This window comes from Pelagibius sp. CAU 1746 (genome assembly GCF_039839785.1).
Taxonomy (GTDB): domain Bacteria; phylum Pseudomonadota; class Alphaproteobacteria; order Kiloniellales; family Kiloniellaceae; genus Pelagibius.
In genome coordinates, this window is record NZ_JBDOQT010000001.1 from 980029 (window position 1) to 1000133 (window position 20105).

Here is a 20105-nt window from a genome sequence, read left to right on the forward strand (position 1 = left end):
GTTGGGGGGCGCGTAGTTTGGGGTTAGACTCCCTGGAAGTGGTTCCTGGGGGGCTCCATGCGTGTTCTGCTGACCGGCGCCAACGGGTTCATCGGCGCCCATCTGACCGCCGCGCTGATCGCGGCGGGGCATGAGGTCGTCGCCGCCGTGCGCGATCCGGCGGCACTGGCGGCGCGCTTTCCCGATATCGAAACCGTCGCCGCCGACTTGAACCGAGACGTCACGCCGGCGGACTGGCGGCCGCGCCTGGCCGGCGTGGACGCCGTCATCAACTGCGCGGGGGTGCTGCAGGGCGGGCGCGGCCAGGACATGGCGGCGATCCACCACCTGGCCCCGGCGGCGCTCTACAATGCCTGTCTGGAAGCCGGGGTGAGGCGGGTCATCCAGATCTCCGCCATCAGCGCCGACGACGCGGCGGGCACCGACTACGCCCGCACCAAGAAGCAGGCCGACGACCACCTGCGCGGCCTCGACCTCGACTGGGTGGTGCTGCGCCCCTCGCTGATCTACGGCGAGGGCGCCTACGGCGGCACCGCCATGCTGCGCGCCCTGGCGGTCTTCCCCTTCGTCACGCCGCTGGTGGGCCGGGGCGGGCAGGCCTTCCGGCCGCTGCACGTCGAAGACCTCGCCAGGACCGTCTTGGAGTGCCTGACGCGCGCCGACCTGGCGCGGCGCACCTTGGAGCCGGTGGGGCCACAGGCCGAGACGGTGAAAGACATTGTTGCCCGCTACCGCGCCTGGCTGGGCCGTCCGCCGGCGCGCCCGCTGCACATCCCCCTGGCGCTCGTCCGCTTGCTGTGCCGCCTGGGTGATCTTTTCGGGCGCGGCCCGCTCACCACCACCTCGCTGAAGCAGATCGAATACGGCAACGTCGGCCAGGAGACCGGCTTCATCGAGACCATCGGCTTCCGGCCCGCTACCCTGGCCGAAAGCCTGCGCCGCCGCCCGGCCCAGACCCAGGACCTCTGGCACGCCCGCCTCTACCTGCTGCGCCCGCTGCTGCGGGCGGTGCTGGTGCTGCTGTGGCTGGTTTCGGGCCTGCTCGGTCTGTGGACGATGGGCACCTTCGCCGTGCCGCTGCTGGGCGCTGCAGGTTTTCCGCCGGTTCTCGCTACGGCCTTGGCCCTGGCCGCGGCGCTGCTGGATCTCGCCATCGCGGGGCTTCTCGCCGCGAACTGGCGGCCGCGTGCGACCCTTGCCGTACAACTCGCCGTGATCGTCGGCTACACATTCGTGCTCACCGTCATCGCGCCGCACCTCTGGGGCGATCCTTTCGGGCCGCTTGTGAAGAACCTGCCGATCCTCGTGCTGGTTCTGGTGCAGGGCATCTTGGCGGAGGAGCGCTGATGGACGTCTATCTGCCCGAAGCCTATCTGCCCGATGCCTATCTGGTCGCCAGGGGCCTGCACATCGTCAGTGCCATCGTGCTGTACGGCGTCGGGCTGGGCACCGCTTTTCAGATGTACACGGCCTGCCGCAGCGCCGACGTCGCGGGCATCGCCCGCGTCGCCCGCCAGGTGGTGCTGGCCGACTGGCTGTTCACGACGCCGGCGGCGGTGCTGCAGCCGGCGAGCGGCCTGTGGTTGGTCCACCTCGCCGGCTACGGCTACGCCGAGCCTTGGCTCCTCGTCAGCTACCTGCTCTACGGCGTTGCCGGCGTCGCCTGGCTGGTGGTGGTGGCGCTGCAGATCGACATGGCGAAGCTGGCGGCGCTGGCCCTGCGCAGCAACAGCGGGCTGCCCGAGGCCTTCCTCAACCGCTTCCGGCTCTGGGTGCGGCTCGGCTGGGTCGGCTTCGGCTGCCTCGCCGTCGTCATCGTCCTGATGGTGGCCAAGCCGGCGCTGTGGTGAGCGCCGGACGGAAGGGCTTCAGCCGAGCTTGATCTCGCCGTCGATGTCGTGGCTGAGGTCCAGGCCCTCGATGGAGAGCACGGCCTTCACCTTCAGGGTCTCGGAACCTTTCAGCTTGCCGCCTTCCAGGGCCGCGCGCACGGCGTTCTCGATCTCGCGCTGGGAGGTCACGCCGACCTTCTTCAGGAACTTGCGCAGTTCCATGTTGAAGACTTCTTCGTCCATTCTCCGCCTCTTTCATCCTGGGGTTTTGTTCACCTCTTTAGATAGCGGCCCCCATGCCGAATGGAAAGGTCTCGCATTCCCGAAACGCGGTTGCCAAGCGTGGGCGGCTGCGGAAAGCTAATCGGAGCCAGGGCCCGGAAGAGGCGACACGGCAGATCCCGGCGGATCAGACAGGCCGCCGGTCGATGGAGGAGCGCCGCCATGAAACTCAGTCCCGCACAACTCGAGGAATTCGACCGCGAAGGCTATCTCTTCCTGCCCGGCGTCTTCTCGGAAGAGGAAACCGCCCTGCTGCGTCGGGAGGCGGCACGGGTCTACGGACTGGACCGCGAGGAGGTCTGGCGCGAAAGCTCCGGCGTGCCGCGCACCGCCTTCGCCGCGCAAAGCTACAGCGAGCCTTTCCGCTGCCTGGGGCTGCACCCGCGCCTGGTGGAGCCGGTGATGCAGATCCTCGACGGCCCGGTCTACCTGCACCAGTACAAGGTCAACGCCAAGGCGGCCTTCGACGGCGAGGTCTGGCAGTGGCATCAGGACTACGGCACCTGGGCGCGCGACGACGAGATGCCGGAGCCGCGGGCCATGAACATCTCGGTCTTCCTGGACGAGGTGACCGCCGCCAACGGGCCGCTGATCTTCATCCCGCGCAGCCACAAACAGGGCGTCCAGGCCGCCGGGCACGACCTGGAGACCACCTCCTACCCGTTGTGGACGCTGGACCGCGAGACGGTGACGCGCCTGGCCGAGGCGGGGGGCGTCGTTGCGCCGACCGGCCCGGCCGGCTCGGTGCTGATGTTCCACTGCAACCTGGTGCACGCCAGCCCGCCCAACATCAGCCCCTGGGGCCGCACCATCGTCTATCTGAGCCTCTGTCACGTGGACAACCACATCCGCCGTTTCCAACGCCCGGAGTGGGTGGCCCACCGTGACTTCACCCCCATCGAGCCCTTGGCCGACGACTGCCTCAGCGCGCTGGCCGCAGCTCAAGAGTCGCGCGGTAAGGAAGCCTCATGAACCTGCACCACCTTCTCCAGGCGCGCGCCGCCGAGAACCGCCCGATCCGCGTCGCCCTCATCGGCGCCGGCAAGTTCGGCTCCATGTTCCTGGCTCAGGCGCGGCTCACCCCCGGGTTCCATGTCGCCATCGTCGCCGACCTGAACGTCGAAAAGGCGCGGCAATCGCTGCAGGCCACCGGCTGGCCGGCGGAACAGTATGGCGCCGGCGGCCTGGGCGACGCCCTGAAGGACGCCACCACCTGGGTGACCGACGACGCGGCGGCGGTTTTCGCGGCGCCGGAGATCGAGGTCGTCATCGATGCCACCGGCCATCCGCCCGCCGGCATCCGCCACGCGCGCCTCGCCCGGAAGAGCGGCAAGCACATGGTCATGGTCAACGTGGAGGCCGACGCCCTGGCCGGACCGCTGCTGGCGGCCGAGGCGCGGGAGGCGGGCCTGGTCTACAGCCTCGCCTACGGCGACCAGCCGGCGCTGATCGCCGAGATGGTGGACTGGGCGCGGACCTGCGGCTTTCAGGTCGTCGCCGCCGGCAAGGGCACCAAGTACCTGCCCAGCTACCACGATCTGACGCCCGACGACGTCTGGGATCACTACGGCATCACCGCCGAGGAGGCAGCCAAGGGCGGCATGAACGCGCAGATGTTCAACTCCTTCATGGACGGCACCAAGTCGGCCATCGAGATGGCCGCCGTGGCCAACGCCTGCGCCCTGGCGCCGGCGGCCGGCGGCCTGGAGTTCCCGCCGGTGTCCTGCGACGACCTGGCCGAGGTGCTGAAGCCGCTGAGCGAGGGCGGCGTGCTGGCCCACAAGGGGCAGGTCGAGGTGATCTCCAGCCTGGAGCGCGACGGCCGCGCCATCGAACGCGACCTGCGCTGGGGCGTCTATGTGGTCTTCGAGGCGCCGACCGCCTATGCGCGGCGCTGTTTCCGGGAGTACGGCCTCGCGACCGACAGCAGCGGCCGCTATGCCGCGATGTACAAGCCCTATCACCTGATCGGGCTGGAACTCGGCATCTCGGTGGCGCAGGCCGCGCTGCACGGCCAGGCCACCGGCACGGCGCGCGACTGGCGCGGCGACGTGGTGGCCACGGCCAAGCGCGACCTCAAGGCCGGCGAGACGCTGGACGGCGAGGGCGGCTACACGGTCTGGGGCAAGCTCTGCCCGGCCGCGGAGTCCCTGGCCGCCGGCGGGCTGCCGCTGGGCCTCGCCCAGGGCGTGAAGCTGGCCCGCCCGGTGCCCCGCGGTCAGAGCCTCACCTGGAAGGACGTGATCGTCGATGCCGGCGACGCCACCGTCGCCTGCCGCCGCGAGATGGAGCGGCGCTTTGCCGCCTCGGTGGAAAACGCCGCCGAATGAGGCGGCCTTCCTCCGGCAACGGCGCGAAGTAGGTTTGTTTTCCTGAGAAGGAATTTTTTTTTGCCGTGTGGCAAAACCCACCGCGCCTTTTCCGCGACCAAGGGATAGTGACACCCGAAGCCCGGGCCATCCGGGCGCTCCGCCGCCGGCTTTTGTCTCGAGATGCTGCGCCGGAGGTGAGGAAGAGGAGGCCAAGCCATGTCCAAGACCCAGTCATCCCGCGACGTCCGCCGCCGTTTGGCGGCCGCTGCCGCTCCGGTTTCGGCGGTCTTTCTGGGTTTGGCCGCGATCCTGGCCCTCGTCGGCCAGCCGGCCCCGGCCGCTGCCGCCGAGCCCTCGACCTGCGGCGCGCGCGAGGCCGTGCTCGAGCGCCTGTCCAGCCGCTACGAGGAGCAGCCGGTCAGCCGGGGCGTCACCGCGACCGGCAGCCTGTTGGAAGTGCTGGCCAGTCCTTCGGGAAGCTGGACCATCATCGTGACCATCCCCAACGGCCCGACCTGCCTGGTGAGTTCCGGCGAAGGCTGGAGCACGGTGCCGGTGCTGCTCGCCGAGGACCCGGTGGTCTGAGCCGCCGCGGCGGCGCGGCGGACCTCCAGGCCGTGAATCTCTAGGCCGGGAAGCTCTAGGCCGCGAACCTCTAGGCTGCGGTCTCGAAGGCCGTGACCGAACGGGCCAGGCCGCCGTGGAGATCCAGCATGCAGCTCCGCCAGCCGCGCAGCGCCCCCTCGTCGGCGCCCAGGAGATCGACGTCGCAGACCGAGCGCGCGAGCTGGAATTCCCCAAAGACGAGATAGTCGGCATAGGCGGGACGTTCGCCGCAGAGGAAGGACGTCTCGGCCAGCCTCTGGCGCAGCGGCTCCAGCACCGGGTGCAGGGCCTCCAGCAGTGCCGGACGGCGCACTGCGAGCTGCTCCATGGTCATCCCGAACTGGGTCTCCCGGCTGCGGCGGTAGTAGGCGCGGTCTTCGGGCCGCACGCTCGCCAGCAGATAGGGGGAGAGGATCGGCGCCAGGGCGCGCTGCAGGCTGTGATCCACCCAGTGATTGACCAGGCGCGACAGGGCCCGGCCGCCGGGCCCGTCGAAGAGGCTGGGCGCCTCTGGATAGGCATCCTCCAGGTGGCAGGCGATGGCCCAGCTGTCGTGGACCACCGCGTCGCCGTCGATCAGCACCGGCACTTCGGCCTGGCCGCTGAAGGCGACCTCCTCGCTTTCGGTGAACCCGATCGCGCGGAGCTCCGGCGTCAGGCCCTTGTGGGCCAAGGCCAGGCGCGCGCGCCAGCAGAAGGGGCTGGGCCGCCGGTCGTCGGCGCAAAGCCTTTCATAGAGAACCAGGGACATGGTGCCGTCTTGCCGGTGACAGGAGGCGCAATGGTGGCGGGCGCATTGTCGGCGGACAATGCTTTTGTTGTCGGTCTTTCCGGGGCCGGGCTATGCTGCCGCCACCCGCCGCGGCCTTTTCTCTCCGCTGCGGGCTCCAAACCTGTCACGACCAGCCAAGCCCGCGGAAAAGCGCCCCGCCCATGCGCAACTCGCCTTTCTTCGACCTGGGACTCTACGGCGCCACGGTGCTGATCTGGGGCACGACCTGGATCGTCATGAAGTACCAGGTCGGGCCGGTGGCGCCGGAGGTCTCCGTCGCCTACCGCTTCACGCTGGCCGCCGCCGTCGTGTTCCTCTGGGCGCGCGCCGCGCGCCAGCGGCTCGGCTTCGGCCTGCGCGTCCATCTGCTGATGGCGGCCATGGGGATCTGCATGTTCTCCTTCAATTTCTATTTCTTCTACCGGGCGGCCGCCTTCGTGACCTCCGGCCTGCTGGCGGTGGTCTTCTCGATGACGGTGGTGATGAACATCATCAACGGGCGCATCCTCCTGGGCCGCCGCGCGGCGCCGCGCACCCTAGCCGCCGCGAGCCTGGGGGTCGCGGGCATCGTCGTGCTGTTCTGGCCGGAGGTCAGCCGCTTCGACCTCGCCGACGACGGCAGCCTGGGGCTGCTGCTGGCGCTGGCCGGTACGCTGTGCTTCTCGCTCGGCAACATCGCCTCGGCGCGGGCCCAGATGCTCGGCCTGCCGGTGCTGTCCTGCAACGCCTGGGGCATGGCCTACGGCGCCGCCGGCATGTACCTGCTGGCGCTGCTCGGCGGCGCTCCCTTCATTCTCGACACCGCGCCGGCCTACCTGGGCGGCCTGCTCTATCTGGCGCTCTGCGGCTCGGTGCTCGCCTTCGGCGCCTACCTCACGCTGCTGGGGCGCATCGGCGCCGACCGCGCGGCCTACGCCACGGTGCTCTTCCCCCTGGTCGCCCTGGCCATCTCGACGGTGGTGGAAGACTATGTCTGGACGCCCACGGCGCTGGCCGGGGTCGCCCTGGTGATGATGGGCAATCTGCTGGTGCTGTTGAGAGCGCGCGGGGCGCGGCCGCAAGCCGCCGCGGAATAGCGAGGGGAGGCGCTGCGATGGCGGAAACGCTCTTGGTGACCGGCGGCGGCCGGGGCATCGGCGCCGCCGTGGCGCGGCTGGGGGCGGCCGCCGGCTACGCGGTCTGCGTCAACTACCGCAGCGACGCCGCGGCCGCCGAGGCGGTGGTCGAGGAGATCGAAAGTGCCGGCGGCCGGGCCGTGGCGCTGCAGGCCGACGTCGCGCGCCAGGAGGAAGTGGAAAGGCTGTTCGCCGCTGTCGACGCGGCGCTGCCGCCGCTGGGGGCTCTGGTCAACAACGCCGGCATCACCGGGCGCGCCGGCAAGCTGGAAGAGGCGTCCGCGCAGACCCTGCGCGACGTCATCGAACTGAACGTGCTGGGTGTCATGTGGTGCTGCCAGGCGGCGGTTCGGCGCATGGCCCGGCGCCACGGCGGCCGGGGCGGGGCCATCGTCAACATCTCCTCCGGCGCCGCGACCCTGGGCAGCGCCGACACCTTCGTCTGGTATGCCGCCTCCAAGGCCGCGGTGGACACCCTGACCCTGGGCCTGGCGCAGGAGAACGCGCGCGACGGCCTGCGCGTCAATGCCGTGGCTCCCGGCCTCATCCGCACCGAGCTGCACGCCGATTCCGGCCTGCCCGACCGCCTGGAGACCCTGCCGCCGCAGACACCCATGGGCCGCCCGGGCGAGCCCGAGGAGATCGCCGAGGCGGTGCTCTGGCTGCTGAGCGGGAAGGCCTCCTTCACCAACGGCGCCGTGCTGCGCGTGACGGGCGGGCGTTAGGGGACTGCGTCGGTCCCCGGCGCCGGGGCTGGCCTTGGGGGCTGGCTCTTCCCCTGCGGGCGGCTTTGGCTTAAACAACGGCGCCATGGGGCAGGGTGCAAGACCGGAATCGGACACGCCTGACGGACCGCTGGCGGCCTACCGCGCGCGGCGCCGCGAGGGCGATCTGCGCCACGACCCCGGCCAGGAACTGGCGGCGGAGAAGCTGCAGTCCCTGCACAACGCCCTGCGCGGCTACCGGCCGGCCGGCGGCGGTGGCGGCTGGAAGGCGCGTCTGGGCCTGGCGCGGCGCCGCGAGGAGCCGCCCCAGGGCCTCTACATCTTCGGCAGCGTCGGCACCGGCAAGTCCATGCTGATGGACATCTTCTTCGACACGGCGCCCTTGGAGAAGAAGCGCCGGGTGCACTTCCACGCCTTCATGCAGGAGGTCCAGGACCGCCTGCACGCCTGGCGCCAGGACCCGGCCAACAAGGACAAGGGCGACCCGCTGCCGGTGATCGCCGGGGCCTTGGCCGAGGAGGCCTGGCTGCTCTGCTTCGACGAGTTCCACGTCGTCAACATCGCCGACGCCATGATCCTGGGACGTCTCTTCGAGACTCTCTTCGACAAGGGCGTGGTGGTCGTCGCCACCTCCAACTGGCCCCCGGGCCGTCTCTACGAGGGCGGCCTGCAGCGCGATCGCTTCGAGCCCTTCATCGCGCTGGTGAAGCGGCGCCTGGACGTTCTCGAACTCGACAGCGGCGTCGATTACCGCCTCAAGCGCCTGAAGGACATCACCGCCTACCACGCGCCCCTGGGGCCGCGCGCCGAGGCGGCCCTGGACAAGGCCTTCGCCGAGCTGACGGAAGGCGCGGCGGCGGCACCGGACCAGGTCATCTACAAGGGCCGCGAGATCCCGGTGCCGCTGGCCGCGCGCGGCGTGGCGCGTTTTTCCTTCGCCGGGCTGTGCGAACGGCCCCTGGGGCCGGGCGACTACCTGGCCATCGCCGGGCTGTTCCACACGGTGGTGCTGTCGGGCGTGCCGCAGCTCTCGGCGGCGAAGCGCAACGAGGCGCGGCGCTTCATGACCCTGATCGACGCCCTCTACGAGCACCGGGTGAAGCTGGTGGTCTCCGCCGAGGCGCCGCCGGAGCGCCTCTATTCCTCCGGCGACGGGGCGGTGGAATTCCAGCGCACGGTCAGCCGCCTGCAGGAAATGCGCTCGGCCGACTATATCGCCAAGGCGCATATGACCTGAGGAAGGCCGATTTGCCGCCCTGGGGTTTCGCATCTGCAAATTCCTGGCCCTGTCGCCTTGCGACGGCTGCTGAATCGCGCTAGGAAACCGGGCGATGCCGCAGCGCAACGAAAGACCGCGCCCCGCGGTGCCCAACAGGTTCTCTCGGGAGCCCTCGGACGGCTTCCTTTTCTCGACCGCTCTCACCGATGGGGGAAACGAAAAACATGGCTCGCAATAAGATCGCGCTGGTCGGCGCCGGCAATATCGGCGGTACCCTGGCGTTGCTCGCCGGCTTGAAGGAACTGGGTGACGTCGTCCTCTTCGACATCATCGACGGCGTGCCGCAGGGCAAGGCGCTGGATCTGGCCGAGTCGACCCCGGTGGAGGCCTACGACGCGAAGTTCGTCGGCGCCAGCGACTACAAGGCGATCAAGGGCGCCGACGTGGTCATCGTCACCGCCGGCGTCGCGCGCAAGCCGGGCATGAGCCGCGACGACCTGCTGGCCATCAACATCAAGGTGATGAACGCGGTGGGCGAGGGCATCCGGAAGAACTGCCCCAACGCCTTCGTGATCTGCATCACCAATCCCCTCGACGCCATGGTCTGGGTGCTGCAGCAGGCCAGCGGCCTGCCCGCCCACAAGGTGGTCGGCATGGCCGGCGTGCTGGACTCGGCACGCTTCCGTTACTTCCTGGCCGAGGAGATGAACGTCTCCGTGGAGGACGTCAGCGCCTTCGTGCTGGGCGGCCACGGCGACACCATGGTGCCGATGCCGCGCTACTCCACCGTCGCCGGCGTCCCGCTGCCGGACCTCATCAAGATGGGCTGGCTGAAGAAGGACCGCCTGGACCAGATCGTCCAGCGCACCCGCGACGGCGGCGCCGAGATCGTCGGCCTGCTGAAGACCGGCTCGGCCTTCTATGCGCCGGCCTCCTCGGCCATCCTCATGGCCGAGTCCTACCTGAAGGACAAGAAGCGGGTGCTGCCCTGCGCCGCTCACCTGAGCGGCCAGTACGGTATCAAGAACCTCTACGTCGGCGTGCCGGTGGTGCTGGGCGCCAAGGGCGTCGAGCGCATCGTCGAACTGGATCTCAACAAATCCGAGCAGAAGATGCTCGACAAGTCCGTGGCCGCCGTCTCCGGCCTGGTCGACACCTGCAAGGGCATGATGAAGGCCGCGGGCAAGGCCGGCGCAAAGAAGTCGTCAACTAAAAAGACCAGTAAGAAAGCAGCGAAGAAGAAGTAGTTGGGAAACAAGAGGTCTGTCGCAACTGGATTGAAATAAAGCCCGGAACTGGGCCGAATTTCGGACCGAAAAACGGCACTTTTCAAGGCTTTCGCCTGGTTGCGCTGGGGGTGCGTGGTGGTAAGGTAACGCGGGTCCCGGACACTGCTCGAACACAGCGATCCCGGCGCTTGCGCCGGCCTGAATGAGGATCCGGCGAAAGCGCCGGAGGATTGCGGGGGACGGCGCGGGTTTCACGCGATTACATGAACAACACTTGGGAATGCCCTGTCCGGTATGCCTGATCTTCACCAACCAAACTGAAGCGACGGTCAATGAACATCCATGAGTATCAGGCCAAGAGCCTGTTGGCGAAGTACGGTGTAGCGGTGCCCCGGGGGGCGGTTGCTTTTACGCCTGAGGAAGCCGAGAAAGCGGCAAACGATCTGGGCGGGTCGCTCTGGGTCGTTAAATCCCAGATCCATGCCGGCGGCCGCGGCGCCGGCCGGTTCCAGGACGATCCGGAAGGACCGGGCGGCGTGCGCGTCGTGAAGTCCGTCGCCGAGGTCAAGGCCAACGCCGGCAAGATGCTGGGGCACACCCTGGTCACCAAGCAGACCGGCCCGGCGGGCAAGGAGGTCAAGCGCCTCTATATCGAGGAAGGCTGCGACATCGCCCGCGAGCTCTATCTCGGCATGCTGATCGACCGGGCGACCAGCCGGGTGACCCTCATGGCCTCCACCGAGGGCGGCATGGAGATCGAGGAGGTCGCGGCGGCCCATCCGGAGAAGATCCTGAAGCTGGCCATCGATCCGGCCACCGGCTTCATGCCCTTCCACGGCCGCAAGATCGCCTTCGGCCTGGGTCTGGAGGGCAAGCAGGTCTCCGCGGCGGTGAAGTTCATGATGGCCATGTACAACGCCTTCATCGCCCTGGACGCCTCCATCGTCGAGATCAACCCGCTGGTGGTGACCGGCGGCGGCGAGGTCATCGCCCTGGACGCCAAGATGAACTTCGACGACAACGCGCTGTTCCGTCACAAGGACGTGGCCGAGATGCGCGACGAGGACGAAGAAGACGCCATGGAGCTGGAGGCCGCCAAGCACGAGCTGAACTACATCAAGCTCGACGGGCAGGTCGGCTGCATGGTCAACGGCGCCGGCCTGGCCATGGCCACCATGGACATCATCAAGCTGTACGGCAGCGAGCCGGCGAACTTCCTGGATGTCGGCGGCGGCGCTACCAAGGAACGGGTCACCGCGGCCTTCAAGATCATCCTCTCCGATCCCAACGTCGAGGGCATCCTGGTCAACATCTTCGGCGGCATCATGCGCTGCGACGTGATCGCCGAAGGCGTGGTCGCGGCGGCCAAGGAAGTGGAACTGCACGTGCCGCTGGTGGTGCGCCTGGAGGGAACCAACGTGGAATTGGGCAAGAAGATCCTGGCCGACTCGGGCCTGCCGATCGTCTCTGCCGACAATCTGGCCGATGCCGCCGAGAAGGTGGTCAAGGCCGTGCGGGAGGCTGCCTAATGTCCGTGATGGTCGACAAGAACACCAAGGTCATCTGCCAGGGCTTCACCGGCGCCCAGGGCACCTTCCACTCCGAGCAGGCCATCGCCTACGGCACCAAGATGGTCGGCGGCGTGACCCCGGGCAAGGGCGGCTCCACCCATCTGGACCTTCCGGTCTACGACACGGTCGCCGAGGCGGTTGAAAAGACCGCCGCGAATGCCAGCGTCATCTATGTGCCGCCGCCCTTCGCGGGTGACGCCATCCTGGAGGCTATCGACGCGGAGGTCGAGCTCATCGTCTGCATCACCGAGGGCATTCCCGTGCTCGACATGGTGAAGGTGAAGCGCGCCCTCGCCGGGTCCTCCTCGCGGCTCATCGGCCCGAACTGCCCGGGCATCATCACCCCGGACGAGTGCAAGATCGGCATCATGCCGGGCCATATCCACTCGGCCGGCAAGATCGGGGTGGTATCGCGCTCAGGAACGCTTACCTATGAAGCCGTGGCCCAGACCACGGCCGCCGGCCTGGGGCAGACCACCTGCGTGGGCATCGGCGGCGACCCGGTGAACGGCACCAATTTCATCGATTGCCTGGAGGCCTTCCTTGCCGATCCCAAGACCGAAGGTATCATCATGATCGGTGAAATCGGCGGAACGGCAGAGGAAGAGGCCGCGGAATTCTACCGGGCGTCAAAGGTTAAGAAACCTATCTGTGGTTTCATCGCCGGCGTTACGGCGCCTCCGGGCCGCCGGATGGGCCATGCCGGGGCGATCATCGCCGGCGGCAAGGGCGGCGCCGGCGACAAGATCGAAGCGCTTAAGTCGGCCGGTTTCCTGGTGGCGGATTCACCGGCCAGTCTTGGTTCGACCATGCTGCAGGCTATGGGCTAGCAGCACCACACGCGGAAGGCGGCCTGGGGTTGGGTTCGCCCGGCCCAGGCCGGGAAAGGCTATGACGATCTATTCGGAATCCCAGGCGGCTATGCTTGCGGATCTCTACCACAAGTTCATCCAGGATCCGGGATCTCTGGACGAAGAGTGGAGGAGCTTCTTCGCAGACCTGGATGACGAAGCCAGAGCGGTGATCGAGAAGCTGAACGGCGGCGCCCCTGGCGCCGCCGTAGCCGTTGCCGCGGGCTCTGTTTCGGCGGCCGGCCTGGCGGCGGGGGCCGAGAGAGCGGACGTCAACGACGCCAGCGTGCGGGCCGCGACCCTGGATTCGATCCGTGCTCTCATGCTCATCCGCGCCTACCGCGTGCGCGGGCACCTGGAAGCCGACCTCGATCCCCTCGGCCTGAAGAAGATCGAGCCTCATCCGGAGCTCGATCCGCGCAGCTACGGCTTCACCGAGGCGGACATGGACCGCCCGATCTTCATCGACAACGTGCTGGGGCTGGAAACCGCCTCGCTGCGCAAGATCGTCGAAGTCGTGCGCGCCACCTACTGCGGGCCGATCGGCGTCGAGTTCATGCACATCCAGGACCCGGCGCAGAAGGCCTGGATCCAGGAGCGCATCGAATCGATCCGCAACCAGCCGGACTTCACCGTCAACGGCAAGCGCGCCATTCTGGAGCGCCTGACCGCGGCGGAGGCCTTCGAGCAGTTCCTCAACAAGAAGTACACCGGCACCAAGCGATTCGGGCTGGACGGCGGCGAGTCGATGATCCCGGCGCTGGAGCAGATCCTCAAGCGCGGCGGCCAGCTCGGCCTCAAAGAGGTGGTCATCGGCATGCCCCACCGCGGCCGCCTCAACGTGCTGGCCAACTTCATGGGCAAGCCCTTCCAGGCGATCTTCTCGGAGTTCGAGGGCGGTGCCGCCCACCCCGAGGACGTCGGCGGGTCGGGCGACGTGAAATACCATCTGGGCACCTCCTCGGACCGCGAGTTCGACGGCAACAGCATTCACCTCTCGCTGACCGCCAACCCCTCGCACCTTGAAGCGGTGAACCCGGTGGTGGTCGGCAAGGTCCGCGCCAAGCAGGAGCAGGGCAAGTACAAGGACCGCAGTGAGGTCATGGCGCTGCTGATGCACGGCGACGCAGCCTTCGCGGGCCAGGGCCTGGTGCCGGAGACGCTCGATCTTTCCGAGCTGAAGGGCTACCGCATCGGCGGCACCATCCACTTCATCGTCAACAACCAGATCGGCTTCACCACCAATCCGATCAACTCGCGCTCCGGCCCCTATTGCTCGGATGTGGCCAAGATCATCCAGGCGCCGATCTTTCACGTGAACGGCGACGACCCGGAAGCCGTGACCCATGTCGCGCGGATCGCCACGGAGTTCCGCCAGACGTTCCACAAGGACGTCATCATCGACATGTTCTGCTACCGCCGCTTCGGCCACAACGAGGGCGACGAGCCGGCCTTCACCCAGCCGCTGATGTACAAGGCGATCGGCAAGCACCGCACGGTGCGCCAGGTCTATGGGCAGAAGCTGGTCGAGGAGAGCACCTGCACTCAGGACGAGGTCGACGGCGATTTCACCGAGTGGAACGACCGTCTGGAGCAGGATTTCCAGACCGCCAAGGCCTACAAGCCCAACAAGGCCGACTGGCTGGAGGGCGCCTGGACAGGTCTCGACGTGGCGCGCGGCTTCGATCCGCGGCGCGGCAAGACCGCGGTGGCGCCGGAAGTGCTGAAAGAGGTCGGCCTGGGCCTGACCAAGGTGCCCGCCGACTTCAACCTCAACCGCAAGATCCAGCGCCAGCTCGACGCCAAGCGCAAGATGATCGAGACCGGCAAGGATATCGACTGGGCGACCGCCGAGGCGCTGGCCTTCGGCACCCTGCTGGTGGAGGGCCATCCGGTCCGCCTCTCCGGCCAGGACAGCAACCGCGGCACCTTCTCGCAGCGCCATGCCGCGCTGATCGACCAGAAGACCGAGGAAACCTACAAGCCCTTGGCCCATCTGCGCGACGACCAGGCGCGCCTGGAGATCGTCGACTCGCCGCTCAGCGAGTTGGCGGTGCTGGGCTTCGAGTACGGCTACTCCCTGGCCGAGCCGCGTGCCCTGGTGGCTTGGGAAGCGCAGTTCGGCGACTTCTCCAATGGCGCGCAGATCATCATCGATCAGTTCATCGCCTCGGGCGAGTCCAAGTGGCTGCGCCTCTCGGGCGTGGTCATGCTGCTGCCGCACGGTTACGAGGGGCAGGGGCCGGAGCACTCCTCGGCGCGCATCGAACGCTATCTGCAGCTCTGCGCCGAGGACAACCTGCAGGTCGTGAACTGCACCACGCCGGCCAACTATTTCCATGTCCTGCGCCGCCAGTTGCACCGCGAGTTCCGCAAGCCGCTGATCGTCTTCACGCCGAAGTCGCTGCTGCGCCACAAGCGCTGCGTCTCGGATCTGGAGTCCTTCGGCCCGGGAAGCTGCTTCCACCGGGTGCTCTACTGCGACAAGGTGCCGAGCGCGCCCAAGGACGCCAAGCAGGTGGTGCTCTGTTCCGGCAAGGTCTACTACGACCTGCTGGAGGAGCGCGAGAAGCGCGGCGTCAAGGACATCCACTTCCTGCGACTGGAGCAGCTCTACCCCTTCCCGGTGGACGCACTGGCCCAGGAACTGGAGCCCTACAAGCACTGCGATCTGGTGTGGTGCCAGGAGGAACCCCGCAACATGGGGCCCTGGGCCTTCGTTTCCACCTTCATCGAGGAAGTGGCCGAGAGTATCGGCTTCGACAAGCCGCGCCCGCGCTATGCTGGGCGGCCCTCCGCGGCCTCGCCGGCGACCGGTTCCCACAAGCGCCATGTCGACGAGCAGGCCGCGCTGCTTGACGATGCCCTCACGCTGGGTAAGAAGCGCATGGGCCGAATCGAATCGCGCAAGGTGCAGACCGAGGCACGGATGGGGGGCAAAGGCCAGGCCGCCGAGTAATCGCGCCGACCCCTGGAAACGCCCGCCCGAGAGAGTGAGAGAGGAATGGCAACAGATATCGTGGTGCCCGCCCTGGGCGAGTCGGTCAGCGAGGCGACGGTCGCCCAGTGGCTGAAGCAGCCGGGCGAGGCCGTCGCCGTCGACGAGCCGCTCGTCGAGCTGGAGACCGACAAGGTGACGCTGGAGGTGAACGCCTCGGCAGCCGGCGTGCTGGCGGAGGTGATCGCCGGCGAGGGCGAGAACGTCGAAGTCGGCGCCCTGCTGGGCCGTATCGGCGAAGGCGAGGGCGCCGCGCCTGCGCCCAAGGCCGCTGCGCCGAAAGCGGAATCCCCGAAAGCCGAAGCCCGCGAGGAGGAGCCCGCGCCGGCTCCCGCCGCCCCGGCCGCCGCCGGCGGCAACGGCAAAGCCATGGGCCTGGTGGTGCCCACCCTGGGCGAATCGGTCAGCGAGGCGACGGTCGCCAAGTGGCTGAAACAGCCGGGCGAGGCCGCGGCCGCCGACGAGCCGCTGGTCGAGCTGGAGACCGACAAGGTGACGCTGGAGGTCAACGCCCCGGCCGCCGGCGCGCTGCAGTCCATCGCCGCAGAGGAAGGCGCGACCGTGGAGGTCGGCGCCCTGCTCGGCGTGTTCTCCGCCGGTGCTGCGGGCGGGGCCGCGCCCGCCGCCAAAGCCACGGCTTCCACATCCGAAGCGCCCCAGCCCGCGGCGCCCAAGGCCGCGGTGCCCGCGGCGCCCAAGGCCGCGGTGCCCGCGGCGTCGGCGCCCGGTGACGCCAAGACGCTCGACCCCGCCGCTGCGCAGCGCACCGGCGGCAAGATCACCAAGGCCGATCTCATGTCCTTCCTGGAGGGTTCTGCGGTCGGCGACCTCGGCCCCGCGGTACGCAAGCTGGTGGAGGAGAAGGGGCTCGACCCCGCGGTGATCCCGGCCAGCGGCAAGGACGGCCGCCTGACCAAGGAAGACGTGGTCAACTTCCTGGACGGCAAGAGCCGGCCGCTCGCCGCCCCCCTTCGCTCCCAGGCGCCGGCTGCCGCCGCGCCCGCCCCGGCGCCTGCCTCAGTGCCCGCCCCGGCGCCCGCCGCGCCGGCCTCTGCCGGTAAGCGCGAGGAACGGGTGCGCATGCCCAAGCTGCGCCAGACCATCGCGCGCCGCCTGAAGGAGGCGCAGAACACCGCGGCCATGCTCACCACTTTCAACGAGTGCGACATGAGCGCGGTCATGGCCCTGCGCAGTCAGTACAAGGACGCCTTCGAGAAAAAGCACGGGGTGAAGCTCGGCTTCTCTTCCTTCTTCACCAAGGCGGTGGTCGGCGCGCTGCAGGAACTGCCGGCGGTCAACGCGCGCATCGACGGCGACGAGATCGTCTACAACCACTTCTACGACATCGGCATGGCGGTCTCGACGCCCAACGGCCTCATGGTGCCGGTGGTGCGCGACTGCGACCGGAAGTCCTTCGCCGAGATCGAGAAGTCGCTGGGCGAACTGGCCGCCAAGGGCCGCGACGGCAAGCTTTCCATGGACGAGATGACCGGCGGCACCTTCACCATCACCAACGGCGGCGTCTTCGGTTCCATGATGTCGACGCCGATCCTCAACATGCCGCAGTCCGGCATCCTGGGGCTGCACAAGATCCAGCAGCGCCCGGTGGCGGTGGACGGCAGGGTCGAGATCCGCCCGATGATGTACCTGGCACTGTCCTACGACCACCGCATCATCGACGGGCGCGAGGCCGTCACCTTCCTGGTGCGCGTCAAGGAAGCCATCGAGGATCCGCAGCGCCTCTTGATCGGCATGTAATGGCCGGCAAGGGCGACGGGAACGGCAACGGCCCGGGCGATGACGGGGGGCTCAGCGGGTCGGAGGGACGGCGCCTGGAGCGTCTGCTCGACCGCCAGGGCGAGGCCGACTACGAGCTGGACCTGACCGGCCTGGACCTGGCCCACGCCGTCGCCTCCGTCGACCGCATGGTGGAACGCCAGCGCTTCCGCGACGTCGGCCGCTCGGTGCTGCTGCGCATCGACCCGGCAACTCCCGACAGCGGCGAGACCCTGTTCGGCCGTCTCGGCCGCCACCTGCTGGACCTGAAGCGCCGCGGCCTCGTCGCCACCCTGGCCCCCCTCGATCCCGCCAAGGGCGCCGGCTTCAACCTCACCCTGCCCGCCGGCAAGGAAGCCGGCCTTCCCGAAAGCGACGAGGGGCCGCTGCTCAACTGAGCCGCCGCCCTACTTCTCCGGAAAGCCGGCCTTGCGCATCCCCTCCCAGTAGGCGGGCGTGCTGTCGTGCAGGGAGGGCGGCAGGCTCTGGCGCATGAACTCGATGGTCACCCCCGGATAGTGGCGCAGGAAGCGGTTCATGGCCTCGGCGGACTTCTCCATGTTGCCCAGCTGCGCGTGATAGGCCGCCAGCATGCGGTAAGCCCAGGTCACGCCGGGTCCCTCGCGCAGCCCCTGCTCGACCAGCCGGATCGCCTTTTCGTAGTGGCCCTGTTCCGCCTCGGCAATGGAGAGGCCGAAATGCATGTTGAAGGTGAAGGGGTCGAGGGGGCTGAGGGCCAGCGCCCGCTCATAGTTCGCGGTGGCCGTCTTAAAGTCCTTTGCGAAGAGCCGTTGCCAGCCCGCGCGCATCCAGCCCCAGGCGTTGTTGGGGTCGAGGGCGAGGCTGCGCTCGATAAAGCCCTCGGCGCGCGCCAGGTCCGTGGTGGTCATGCCGTAAGCGGCGCCGATGGCGGCCAGGGCGGTGGCGTGGTCCTGAACTTTCAGGGCGGCCTGCTCGGCCGCCGCGACCGCCTGGGCGCGTTCGCGTGCCGGGTCGCCGGTCCAGAGGTAGCAGGCCTGCTGGGCATGGCACCAGGCCTTGAAGGCCAGGGCCACGCCATAGTCCGGATCGCGCTCCAGCGCCCTGTCGAAGAGCTTCAGGGCCTTCAGGTTGTCTTCCTTGCGGTGGGCCCAGAAGTGCGGCAGGGCCTGCAGCACCAGGTCGTAGGCCTGCAGATCCTCCGGCGGTGTCTGCCTCGCCCGCTCGATCTCCGAGGCGCGGATCGAGGGGTTGATGGCGCCGGCCACCTGAGAGGCGATGCGGTCCTGCAGCTCGAAGAGCTCCGAGCGGTTGTCCTCGTAGCGCTCCGACCAGAGCTGGCGGCCGCTTTCCGTCTCCACAAGCTGCACGGTGATGCGCACCCGCTCGCCGCCGCGCCGCACGGTGCCTTCCACCGCGTAGCGCACGCCGAGGTCGCGCCCGACCTCACGCACGTCGACGAAGCGGCCCTTGTAGGTGAAGGCCGACTGCCGGGCGATGACGAAGAAGTCCTTGATGCGCGACAGGGCCGAGGTGATTTCCTCGACCACGCCGTCGGCGAAGAAGTCGCCCTCCCGGCCGCCCAGGTCGTCGAAGGGCATGACCACGACGCTGGGCTGGCCGTGCCGGTCGGCGGCGGGGGGGTCGGCCGGGCCCGGCGTGGACTTCGGCGCTGCGGACGCCGCGTCACCGGCCGTTGCGCCGCGGCCGGGCGCCGGGCCGCCGGTTTCCAGCAGAGCCAGGGTCTGGGCCTCGGGGGCGACGCCGAGTTCACGCTGCACCGCCTCCACGCAACGTTCCAGCTGCCGGCGCGCGGCGTTGGGCTGGACTTCGGCGAGGCGCAGGCGGATGAGGGCGCGGTGCGCCGCCTCGGCCGCCGGGTCCGTGGCCAGCAGCCGGTTCGCCAAAGCTTCACAGGCAGCCCGCTCGCTTTTCGATAGCCCGGCCTCTTCGCTCAAACGCTCGGCCAGATGGAGCGCCTCGTGGCGCAACTGAGCGCGCAGTGCGGCCACGGTGTTTTCCAGCGGCCCGTTGAGCGGGATGCCCTCCAGCAGTTCTCCGCGGTAGAGGGCGGCGGCTTCGGCCAGGGCGCCGCGTCCGCCCGCCCGTGCTTGCTGCTCGAAACGGCGCAGGTCGATGAGGTCCTCCCCTCCGTTCAGCTTTACCGTGTCCTGCTCGGTCTCCAGGGCGGCGCCGTCCAAAACCGCCGGCAGGGCCTTGCGGATGGCGGTCAGGGCCTGGCGCAGGCTGGACTTGCCTTGGCCCTCGGCGCGTTCCGGCCAGATCCACTCCACCAGGGCGTCGCGGGTTGCGCCCTTGTCGGCCTGAAGGGCGAGCACCGCCAGAACCAGGGCGGTCTTGCGGGTCGGCAGGGCGACGGCTGCGCCGGCCGGGGTGGTGACGGTGATGCCGCCGAACAGGGCGAGGGGCATGTGCGAGACCTTTGCAGATCGGGGCGTGGGGCGGCGCTCCAGGTCGATTTTACGCAAATTTCACGCAGCGGTCATGATTTTTCACCGGCCTTTCCCGCCAGGCAGCCCTCTCTTCAAACGCCCTAGGGCGATCCTCAAGACCGTCGCCGAGAAGCACAGACCCCTGAACCCGGAGCAAAACCATGGCCAACACCGCGATTTTCACCGCCAGCCCCTGCCGGCCTTCGACGCCGGCCCCGATCTCCGACTATCTGCTGCGCTATCTGCGCCGCGCGGCCACCCGGCGCGCCCTGGCGGCGCTGACGCCCGCGCAGTTGCGCGACGTCGGGCTCGACCCGGCCGGGGGCCCGGTCTACCAGGACGACCCCCGCACAACGATCCGCCTCATGTCCCTGCGCTGAGCCGG

18 protein-coding genes are annotated in these 20105 nt (G+C 68.8%); 15 read left to right on the forward strand and 3 right to left on the reverse strand.

The features are described from left to right. The first annotated feature begins 57 nt into the window (after positions 1–57). Both AAFN88_RS04675 and AAFN88_RS04680 read left to right on the forward strand, forming a co-directional pair. On the forward strand, positions 58–1347 hold the full coding sequence (locus tag AAFN88_RS04675; RefSeq protein WP_347518582.1) for an NAD(P)H-binding protein: 1290 nt from the start codon (positions 58–60) through the stop codon (positions 1345–1347). After that, positions 1347–1850 carry a DUF2269 domain-containing protein gene (locus AAFN88_RS04680; RefSeq protein ID WP_347518584.1) on the forward strand — a complete coding sequence of 168 codons (504 nt, stop codon included), beginning with the start codon at positions 1347–1349 and terminating at the stop codon, positions 1848–1850. The genes AAFN88_RS04675 and AAFN88_RS04680 overlap by 1 nt, the downstream gene beginning before the upstream one ends. Before the next feature lie 18 nt (positions 1851–1868). On the opposite strand, the gene AAFN88_RS04685 is transcribed toward AAFN88_RS04680, so the two are convergent. Continuing rightward, complete coding sequence (locus AAFN88_RS04685) at positions 1869–2075, reverse strand: DUF6494 family protein (protein WP_193367069.1); 207 nt, start codon at positions 2073–2075, stop codon at positions 1869–1871. 201 nt (positions 2076–2276) lie between these two features. Between AAFN88_RS04685 and AAFN88_RS04690 the strand changes: the two genes are divergently transcribed. The 3 genes from AAFN88_RS04690 (at position 2277) to AAFN88_RS04700 (ending at position 5011) form a co-directional block, all read left to right on the forward strand. Then, a complete protein-coding gene (locus tag AAFN88_RS04690; protein ID WP_347518586.1) occupies positions 2277–3086 on the forward strand; it encodes a phytanoyl-CoA dioxygenase family protein in 810 nt (269 codons plus the stop codon). Beyond that, complete coding sequence (locus AAFN88_RS04695; protein ID WP_347518588.1) at positions 3083–4444, forward strand: SAF domain-containing protein; 1362 nt, start codon at positions 3083–3085, stop codon at positions 4442–4444. The genes AAFN88_RS04690 and AAFN88_RS04695 overlap by 4 nt, the downstream gene beginning before the upstream one ends. A 198-nt stretch (positions 4445–4642) precedes the next feature. Next, a complete protein-coding gene (locus AAFN88_RS04700) occupies positions 4643–5011 on the forward strand; it encodes a hypothetical protein (protein ID WP_347518590.1) in 369 nt (122 codons plus the stop codon). A gap of 70 nt (positions 5012–5081) precedes the next feature. Here the strand turns inward: AAFN88_RS04700 and AAFN88_RS04705 are convergent, their stop codons facing one another. Further along, positions 5082–5783 (reverse strand): glutathione S-transferase N-terminal domain-containing protein, encoded by a 702-nt coding sequence (locus tag AAFN88_RS04705; RefSeq protein ID WP_347518591.1) that lies wholly within the window; start codon positions 5781–5783, stop codon positions 5082–5084. 182 nt (positions 5784–5965) lie between these two features. Between AAFN88_RS04705 and AAFN88_RS04710 the strand changes: the two genes are divergently transcribed. From AAFN88_RS04710 to AAFN88_RS04750, 9 genes are all read left to right on the forward strand, one after another. Then, entirely contained in the window at positions 5966–6880 is a 915-nt protein-coding gene (locus AAFN88_RS04710) for a DMT family transporter (RefSeq protein WP_347518593.1), read from the forward strand. A 17-nt stretch (positions 6881–6897) separates the two neighbouring features. Next, on the forward strand, positions 6898–7644 hold the full coding sequence (locus AAFN88_RS04715; protein ID WP_347518595.1) for an SDR family oxidoreductase: 747 nt from the start codon (positions 6898–6900) through the stop codon (positions 7642–7644). A gap of 85 nt (positions 7645–7729) precedes the next feature. Beyond that, on the forward strand, positions 7730–8881 hold the full coding sequence (gene zapE, locus AAFN88_RS04720; protein WP_347518596.1) for a cell division protein ZapE: 1152 nt from the start codon (positions 7730–7732) through the stop codon (positions 8879–8881). 206 nt (positions 8882–9087) lie between these two features. Then, positions 9088–10110, forward strand: a complete 1023-nt coding sequence (gene mdh / locus AAFN88_RS04725) for a malate dehydrogenase (RefSeq protein WP_347518599.1) — start codon at positions 9088–9090, stop codon at positions 10108–10110. Positions 10111–10424: 314 nt separating this feature from the next. Further along, the gene (gene sucC / locus AAFN88_RS04730) at positions 10425–11621 is read left to right on the forward strand and encodes an ADP-forming succinate--CoA ligase subunit beta (protein WP_347518600.1); all 1197 of its coding nucleotides are present in this window, start codon (positions 10425–10427) and stop codon (positions 11619–11621) included. Beyond that, positions 11621–12493, forward strand: a complete 873-nt coding sequence (gene sucD / locus AAFN88_RS04735; protein WP_347518601.1) for a succinate--CoA ligase subunit alpha — start codon at positions 11621–11623, stop codon at positions 12491–12493. Before sucC ends, sucD begins: the two co-directional genes overlap by 1 nt. Before the next feature lie 61 nt (positions 12494–12554). Next, positions 12555–15473 carry a 2-oxoglutarate dehydrogenase E1 component gene (locus tag AAFN88_RS04740; RefSeq protein WP_347518603.1) on the forward strand — a complete coding sequence of 973 codons (2919 nt, stop codon included), beginning with the start codon at positions 12555–12557 and terminating at the stop codon, positions 15471–15473. Between the two features lie 45 nt (positions 15474–15518). Further along, a complete protein-coding gene (odhB, locus tag AAFN88_RS04745) occupies positions 15519–17270 on the forward strand; it encodes a 2-oxoglutarate dehydrogenase complex dihydrolipoyllysine-residue succinyltransferase (RefSeq protein ID WP_347518605.1) in 1752 nt (583 codons plus the stop codon). Continuing rightward, the gene (locus tag AAFN88_RS04750; RefSeq protein WP_347518607.1) at positions 17270–17686 is read left to right on the forward strand and encodes a hypothetical protein; all 417 of its coding nucleotides are present in this window, start codon (positions 17270–17272) and stop codon (positions 17684–17686) included. The genes odhB and AAFN88_RS04750 overlap by 1 nt, the downstream gene beginning before the upstream one ends. Positions 17687–17695: 9 nt before the next feature. Here AAFN88_RS04750 and AAFN88_RS04755 read toward each other — a convergent pair whose 3' ends face one another. Continuing rightward, a complete protein-coding gene (locus tag AAFN88_RS04755; protein WP_347518608.1) occupies positions 17696–19699 on the reverse strand; it encodes a tetratricopeptide repeat protein in 2004 nt (667 codons plus the stop codon). 182 nt (positions 19700–19881) lie between these two features. Here AAFN88_RS04755 and AAFN88_RS04760 point away from each other — a divergent pair, with 182 nt between their 5' ends. Continuing rightward, a complete protein-coding gene (locus AAFN88_RS04760) occupies positions 19882–20100 on the forward strand; it encodes a DUF1127 domain-containing protein (protein ID WP_347518610.1) in 219 nt (72 codons plus the stop codon). The last annotated feature ends 5 nt before the right edge of the window (positions 20101–20105 follow it).